General features: G+C 53.3%; 6 protein-coding genes and 1 tRNA gene. 6 read left to right on the top strand and 1 reads right to left on the bottom strand.

Features of this window, described 5'->3' with window-relative positions; genetic code table 11:
- The first annotated feature begins 165 nt into the window (after nucleotides 1-165).
- The 5 genes from FAP39_RS10880 (at nucleotide 166) to FAP39_RS10860 (ending at nucleotide 6630) form a co-directional block, all read left to right on the top strand.
- Nucleotides 166-771: a response regulator transcription factor gene (locus FAP39_RS10880; protein ID WP_138016421.1), complete on the top strand. Its 606-nt coding sequence runs from the start codon at nucleotides 166-168 to the stop codon at nucleotides 769-771.
- Nucleotides 772-1001: 230 nt separating this feature from the next.
- Nucleotides 1002-2222 carry an NAD-dependent epimerase/dehydratase family protein gene (locus FAP39_RS10875; RefSeq protein WP_138016420.1) on the top strand — a complete coding sequence of 407 codons (1221 nt, stop codon included), beginning with the start codon at nucleotides 1002-1004 and terminating at the stop codon, nucleotides 2220-2222.
- A 69-nt stretch (nucleotides 2223-2291) separates the two neighbouring features.
- Nucleotides 2292-3860 carry a cellulose biosynthesis cyclic di-GMP-binding regulatory protein BcsB gene (locus FAP39_RS10870; RefSeq protein WP_138016419.1) on the top strand — a complete coding sequence of 523 codons (1569 nt, stop codon included), beginning with the start codon at nucleotides 2292-2294 and terminating at the stop codon, nucleotides 3858-3860.
- Nucleotides 3857-5686, top strand: a complete 1830-nt coding sequence (locus FAP39_RS10865; protein WP_138016418.1) for a glycosyltransferase family 2 protein — start codon at nucleotides 3857-3859, stop codon at nucleotides 5684-5686. The genes FAP39_RS10870 and FAP39_RS10865 overlap by 4 nt, the downstream gene beginning before the upstream one ends.
- Nucleotides 5686-6630, top strand: coding sequence for a hypothetical protein (locus FAP39_RS10860; RefSeq protein ID WP_138016417.1), 945 nt, complete (start codon nucleotides 5686-5688; stop codon nucleotides 6628-6630). Before FAP39_RS10865 ends, FAP39_RS10860 begins: the two co-directional genes overlap by 1 nt.
- Nucleotides 6631-6665: 35 nt before the next feature.
- Here the strand turns inward: FAP39_RS10860 and FAP39_RS10855 are convergent.
- Nucleotides 6666-6755: transfer RNA gene (locus tag FAP39_RS10855), tRNA-Ser, on the bottom strand.
- Nucleotides 6756-6950: 195 nt separating this feature from the next.
- Here FAP39_RS10855 and FAP39_RS10850 point away from each other — a divergent pair.
- Nucleotides 6951-7808, top strand: coding sequence for an SPOR domain-containing protein (locus FAP39_RS10850; RefSeq protein WP_138016416.1), 858 nt, complete (start codon nucleotides 6951-6953; stop codon nucleotides 7806-7808).
- Nucleotide 7809: the final 1 nt, after the last annotated feature.

The raw sequence follows: 7809 nt of genomic DNA, 5'->3' as shown, positions 1-7809 counted from the left end.
TGTATCCATTCAATCGGGTTGGATACATCTTAGCACGCTGTCCGAATTTGCCGGACCACTTCAGTTTGACGCGATGTTCAGCGCCGCATTCTTGCCATTGCAACCTAAACTGGCAAGAATACCGACAACGCCGAACATTGAGTAGTAATAGAATGAGGTGGTTTAATGAGGTTATTGATAGCGGATGATCATGATCTAGTACGCGAAACGATTGGCGCGTTCTTAGAGCAGGAGAAAGGGGTACAAGTGACCCACGCCTCAAGCCTCTCAGAGGCCATGTCTACAGTGCGCAAAGCCCCCGCGTTTGATCTTGTTCTGCTGGACTACTCAATGCCTGGAATGGATGGGCTTGCCGGGTTGCAAACCATGCTCAACGAAAATGGGGGAAATCCTGTCGCTTTGATTTCAGGAACCGCCAGCAAATCAATCGCCGAAGAAGCCCTTAGAATGGGTGCGTCCGGTTTTTTGCCCAAGACACTTGCCGCCAAAACGCTCACGAACGCGGTCAAATTTATGGCGATGGGGGAAACATTTGCCCCAATCGACTTTATGACCGCCGCACCGGAAGACACACAGCCCGGACTATTGACCCCCCGCGAGTCGCAAGTGCTCAAAGGCATTTCTGAAGGTAAATCCAACAAAGAGATCGCGCGTGATATCGATTTGCGTGAGGTCACAGTCAAGCTGCACATCAAGACCCTAAGTCGGAAACTGGGAGCCAAGAACCGGACCCATGCCGCAATGATTGCTCGCGATCAAAAGCTGCTTTGAGGCAACGAAATCTCGGCCGTCCATAATATATTTCACACTTTCTGACGCGCAACTTGCCTCCCCACCCTATTGAGGTTTTGGGCTATCCAAGTGGATAGCCAGATGGCCTTTCGCATGCGATTTCTACTCCTTGGGCAGAGCACCTATCTGAAACATTCACGCAATTTTGGAACATATCACGGCACCTCCCACGTTGGGGAACCGCCGTACCAAACCAAAAGGGACGTGACATGAACAAGTGTATTTTCGTAATCGGCGGCGACGGATTTTGTGGATGGCCGACAGCATTACATCTTTCAAAGTTGGGCCATGACGTCGTTGTGCTCGACAACCTCACGCGTCGCACAATTGACTCTGAACTTGGCGCAAACAGCCTCACGCCCATCGCACCGATTGAAACACGCCTTGAGGCATGGACCGAGGTGAGCGGGAAAACAATTGCATTCGAAAACATTGACGTTGCTGTCGAATATGATCGCCTCGAGACACTGATAAAAATCCATCAGCCGGATTCGATCATTCACTTTGGCGAACAGCGCGCCGCCCCCTATTCAATGAAGGGTGTCGAAGAAAAACGGTATACTGTCGACAACAACATCAGTGCCACCCACAACGTGCTGGTCGCACTGACCAAGCTTGGCCTTGATACCCATCTGATCCACTTGGGCACGATGGGTGTGTATGGATACGATGACGACGGGATCGAAATCCCAGAAGGCTATCTCAAGGTTTTTGTGCCAGACGACAAACAAAACCTGTTCACGCGACACATCCTCTACCCCACGAACCCGGGCAGCGTGTATCATATGACCAAATCCATGGATCAATTGTTGTTCCAGTTCTACGCCAAAAACGATCATCTGCGGATTACCGACTTGCATCAAGGGATCGTCTGGGGAACGCAAACTGCCGAAACCAAGCTGGATGAGCGCCTGATCAACAGGTTTGATTATGATGGGGATTACGGAACCGTCCTGAACCGTTTTCTAATGCAAGCAGCGATCGATCATCCCCTTACCGTTCATGGCGTTGGCGGGCAAACCCGTGCCTTCATCCATATTCAGGATACGGTGCAGTGTATCGCACTTGCCGTCGAAAACCCGCCGCGCCGCGATGGCAAAGTGAAAATTCTGAACCAGATGACAGAAACGCGATCAGTTCGCGAAGTTGCCAACATTGTCTCGGAAATCACCGGAGCAAAGATCGCTTTTGTCGATAATCCGCGCAAAGAAGCCGCCGAAAACGGTCTTCGGGTGTCCAACCGCACGTTCATTTCTTTGGGCCTAAAACCCGTCACCTTGCAAGAAGGTCTAATGGAGGAAACGCGTGAGATCGCCGCCAGATACTCGGATCGCTGTATCCGCGAGATGATCCCGTGTGTGTCGGTATGGACCGAGAACGAGCTTCCGGGCGTGCTGGACCGCAAGAACACTGGCGCCAAAGCGGCCTGAAAAACAGTGTCGTATCAACACCGCGTGGAGGTGGGTTGATACGACACGTATTTTTCAAAAGGACATATTATGCGAATGATTGGCATTGGGTTGCTCGCGTTCCTGATCGCGGGAGCCGCATCAGCGGTGACATATTTCGATATCTGGGCACGGGGCTTACAAGCCGCCCATGACATCCTCGAAGAACCACAACTGGTGTTCGGTCGAGAGCAAGACACCGTGCCATCGACAAGAAAGGCAGCGCGCGCCATCATCCGAGCGCATTCCCCAAACGGTCTCATTCTTTCCGGATTCCCTGCCTACCAGAGCGCGTCATTTTCAATGCCAATTGATACGCGCCCGACATCTGGACACCTCCAAATCGATGCGACGTTTCAAGTTCTAGAGGGTGTTGAAGGGGCATTACGCGTCTCGATCAACAACACCCGAAGAGCAGAAGTGTTGCTGCGTCCAGGTGAGGCAGCACGATCCCTCCAGATTGTTTTGACACAACAAGAACTGGCGGGAGAGCGGCTGGTTGTCTCGTTTTCGTTACTTGGCCACGGCGCAAAGCTTGCCTGTGGTCCCGATGGTGCGATTAATGCCATCGTCGAGATCGAGACGACCAGCGGAGTATTTCTGACGCTTGCGACTCCTCTTAGGTCAGTGCGTGATCGGGTGATCACCTGGGGCCACCAAGTTCACATTGCATGGCCCCCCTCGCAATCAAATGCGCAACGCTCAAATATTTTGGCGCAAGCTGCACACATTCAGAGACACGGATATTCCACGCGCTTTGTTGATCAAGGTGATACTGGGGTGCCCCAAGGGGCGGCGCTGGCTCCTTCCGAACTGATCGATGCTCAAGACTTTGCCTTCACAACACGTGCAAAGCGTCTCGTTTGGCCGACATATTTCGCCAAGAAGGGGCCAAACGCGGGCGTCCGGCGTTTTCAGCGCAGCACAAGTTGGCGCGTCCGGTATGATCTGGATCGATATCAAGATTACAGCATGCCCGACGGCCTAAGTCTCAGGTTATCTCTTGGGCCACCGCCTGCAGGGGCACACTGGACATTGACCACCACATTCAATGCGCGACTAATCGACATTCAAATTATTGATGAGGCTGTTCAGGACCATGCTTTAGACTTGGGTCTGCCCGCAGCCTATCAAGACAGGTTGAACGTGATAGAGATCACTGTAACGTCGTCTTATGATCCGGATGGCCTATGCAATCACGGACCCGAGTTGATCGCAGAAATCCGCGCAGAAAGCCATCTATGGGCTGGCGGGGCTCAATTCGGAAACGAGCTTCAAAAGCTACGCTCACGGCTGGCAAATCACGTCAGTTTTTCGCTTAAGACACGGCAAGATATCTCTGCATCTGACGCACAGGCGGTCGCACGATTGCTGGCAAATAGCCTTCCGGCACAGTTGCAACACGCCCAAAAAGACCCTGACGTATTCGTCACTGTTTTGAGCCGCAAAAAATCACTGGACATCCTGACTGCATTGCCACCGAACCCGGATCGAACATGGCTGGTATACCTTGATGAGGTCACACAGGTTCCCAAATCTCACCCGGTCACACCCCATGCGGCCCCGAACATCCACGCACCCGTTGCTCTTTTGATCGCTATTGCGGGCGCGCACCAATGAGTATCGACGATCGCGAAAAAATCAACTTTGTCTCTACAGACAGTGCCCCCAAGAGGTTTGCCGGATTTGTATCTCCTTGGCGTGCCCCCCTCACAATATTGGTCTTTTGCGGCATCGCGTTGACACTTTTGTGGCTCATCAACATCGAACCGTTTAGCACCATGTTTCCAAATCGCGACTTTGTATTGTCGCCCTACGATGGACGGCATGCCGTCTCCGTCCGCATCTTTATGCTGTCGTTTTATATCGCTTTTGCGGTGGGGTGCTCTGGTGCACCGATGGGCCGTCTCCTGTTTGGACTTGACCTTGTGCTCACATACGCGGCCCTCGCAGCCGCTTTGGATTTGGCGAACTCGTTACTAAATTTCTACCTTGGATACAGCTATTCGTTACATTTCAGCGCGATCATAAGCGGCCTGCTGGGGTTTGCAGTGTATTCGTTCAAACTGTTGGAACGTGGACGGATGCCTGCACGCATTCGTATCGAACGGCGTCCAATCAAACAGTCCCGCGCGATTCTGCGACTTGCAATCTGCTTAACACTCGCGGCCCTTGTATCAGCCTATGCGAGTGGGCTTGAGTTGACGGTTGTGGACTGGATGCGCCGCCACACGCTACTTGGCGGGATCGGTCCCGGTGTTTTTCTGTTTCTACCGGTGTTGTTCGGACAACTCTATGTATTGGCCATCATCGATGTTTGGCGCGCCAAAGCCCAGAGGTTCACCCCCGCAGTTTCGATCATCGTGCCAGCCCATAACGAAAGCTATATCATCGTCAACACCATCGAGGCGATGGATCAAGCGGCTGCGCATTATGGGGGCAAGGTGCACATCCTTATTCTCAACAACAACTCCACAGATGACACCGAACATCTCGCAAGCATGGCGCTTGCAAACTGCACCAAGGCCACCGGCGAAGTTCTAAATGTGCCCACACCTGGTAAATCGCATGCGCTCAACGCAGGACTGGATGCGGTTCAAACAGAATACTTCGTGCGAGTAGATGCCGACACCCTATTGGGCCAAGACAATCTGTCCCGAGCAATGCCGTATTTCACGGATCCAACGGTTGGGGTTGTCGGCGGGGTGCCGATCCCCCCCGGCGGGGCCTTGTTCGACCGTGCCAGATTGCTAGAAGTTCTTGTGAAACACGGGTTCTATTCGGTTGCCATGGGCGCCGTTCAGGGCGTGGTAGGCATCCCCGGGATGTTTGTTGTCTATCGCACCGAGCACCCCCGCTATCTTGGCGGGTTTGTCGAAGGTATGAACGGTGAAGATACCGACATCTCGCTGCGTGTCGGCGAACTGGGGTTCCACTCGGTTGTCGATCCCAAGATCAGATATATTTCCGAAGTACCTGCGTCTTACACCCATATGCGCGAACAGCGCATGCGCTGGTTTCGATCAATTTATCACATCAGCTCGCGTTGTCGCGACCTCATCTACGCAGACCGTCTCTCTTTGCGTGGTAAAATCATCTTGCCCTATATGCTGGTGAACTCCGGTCGACGCGCAATGCTTGTGCCTCTTATCCTGTTTGGATGCATGGAGTATTTTTCGGGCTTTAACGTGGGGTCACCGATTATTTGGCAATCAATTGTCGCCGTGATGGTTGGTGCCCCCGCCATCGTCGCCGTGGTCTCTGCTCTGCTAAATGGCCTTCCGCGCGGTATTCTTGCGTTACCGGAATATCTAATTTTCAGAGTGCTACGGGCGTATTTCACACTTGAATCGATGCTTTCGATTTTGATCAAGAATGATGGGGAGAACATAGAGGTCGCCGTAAAGCGAGATATCGTGTCCAATAAACCAAGAAAGATCGCGTAATGTTCAGCCCCTACACGCGTTCTATCAACATTTTCTGCCGTATGGCGCTCATCATCGGCATGCTCTTGCTGTCCAGCGCGCTGCGTGCAGAGGTTTTCAAGTTTCGAGCAACCCAGTCTTTTGCATTTGAACGGGGGGCGGATGTCGCCAACGAGGACGCATTGGCCTTTGCGGCCACGTCCCTTGAAAACCGCATGAACGCGACGACCACGCTATCATGGCGAAAACGACTTGATAACGGCAACACATTGGCCTTTTCTCAAACCTTTGAAGCGCTCGCATATCCGAAATACGATAACCTAAATCGCCTGACATCACACACGCAAGCCGCCTACCGGTTCAAACTTGGGGCTCGGAGCCGTTGGTCTGTCCAATTGAAAACAAAGTACAGCATGGCAAAGGCACTCGAGCAGACCATCTATCAGCGTCTGCGCGCAGGAGCGACCTTTCGCTTTCGTGCAAATAAGGTAAATACGCTGCGCTTTCGCGCGCGATTGGGATATCGGGATCAGAACGACCTCCGCTTTCGCGGCTTTGATCAACGCGAAGCCCTTATCGAAATTGGCCACGACAGACGGTTGGCCAAGCCCGGTGCGCGCATATCGACGACAATCTATGCCGAAAATCGCCGCGCAGATGCCAGAAAATTTAGTTATGATGAATACGGCCTTCGGTTCCGAGCAAAATATCCGATACATCGCGACCTTGCCGTGCACGGCGGCGTGAGCCTCTATCGGCGCAACTATCATGGACCATTTTCAACTGCGATCCCGATTTTTCGGAAGGAAACGCGTATCAAAGCTGCCGTCGAGGTGGCCAAGGTTTACTCGGACCGCATCACGGGCTTTGCGCGTATCGGATGGGATGCCAATCAATCGAGCATCTCTTTACGCGACTATCAGGGCCTGACCTTCGGGATTGGGTTAACCATTCGGTTGAAATAGGTTTGCTTGTAAATGAACCAAAGACCGGGGGTCTGTGGCGGAGGAACAGGGATTCGAACCCTGGGAGGGCGTTAACCCTCGTCGGTTTTCAAGACCGGTGCATTCGACCACTCTGCCACTCCTCCGACGTCCCCTCCCTAATATGACAGAATTGATTCTAAAACCCTTAACAGGGGATTTTTTGCCGATCTTGGAACACAGACTTTTATTGCTGGGTGCATATCGCTACACTGCGTCCAAACGCAGCCTCTCAGGGGGCTGTTACGGGCGGCCAAACACTGGCCAAGCGGCAACGACCGCAGACAGGCAAAGGGCAAAGCATGACAATCACCAACACCCGATACGCGGGGTTTGCGCGCAAACGCAGTTTGCTTTTGGCGCTGGTCGCCTCAACGGCGCTGATGGGGTGCGAAGACATGGAAGGTTTTTCTCTCTTCAAGCCTGCTGATCAATCCCCCGAAGCAGCCTCTCAGACAACCAAACTGGTTGAGCGCGACGTTGAAGCACCTGATGTGTTCTCGGTCTCAGAAGCTGGCCTTTGGGATGGACGGCCCTCTCTTGGCGGAGTGTGGGCAGCGCACCCTGATGTTGCAGATCCAGAGCGCGTCATTATCCGCAACGAAAGCAACGGAAAATTTGTGATCGGCGCCCTTTTCCGCAGAGAGCGTGAAATTCCCGGCCCGCGCATCCAAATCTCGGCTGATGCAGCAGAGGCACTAGGCATGTTGGCCGGACAACCCGTGGAACTTAACGTGACGGCCTTGCGCCGCGAAGAAGTTGCCCCGGAAGGCGAGGCAGAACTTGCCGAAGCTCCCGAGGTCGACTCAGAAGCGCTCGAACCGCTTGCGGCGGCAACGGCGGCGATTGCCGCCGCAGAAGCAGAAACCAAGCCACCAACTCAGGCTGTGACGTCTGAAACAGCGCCTGCCCCGCAATCCTCATCTCTGGACAAGCCGTATCTTCAAATCGGGATTTTCAGCGTCGAGGCAAACGCCAAAAACGCCGCCGCACAAATGCGTTCAAATGGCATGGTGCCTTTGAACAAAAAAATGTCATCCAAGAACAAAACCTTCTGGCGCGTTCTGGTCGGCCCCGCCAGCAACAAATCCGAGCGCAGCGCCCTGTTGAAACAGATTCACGGTGCCGGCTTTACGGACGCATACGCCGTTTCAAACTAAG

The sequence above is a fragment of the Shimia litoralis genome, assembly GCF_005518135.1.
GTDB lineage: Bacteria > Pseudomonadota > Alphaproteobacteria > Rhodobacterales > Rhodobacteraceae > Shimia_E > Shimia_E litoralis.
Note: the sequence above shows the minus strand (reverse complement) of the source record. Positions and strands in the feature narration are given on the sequence as shown.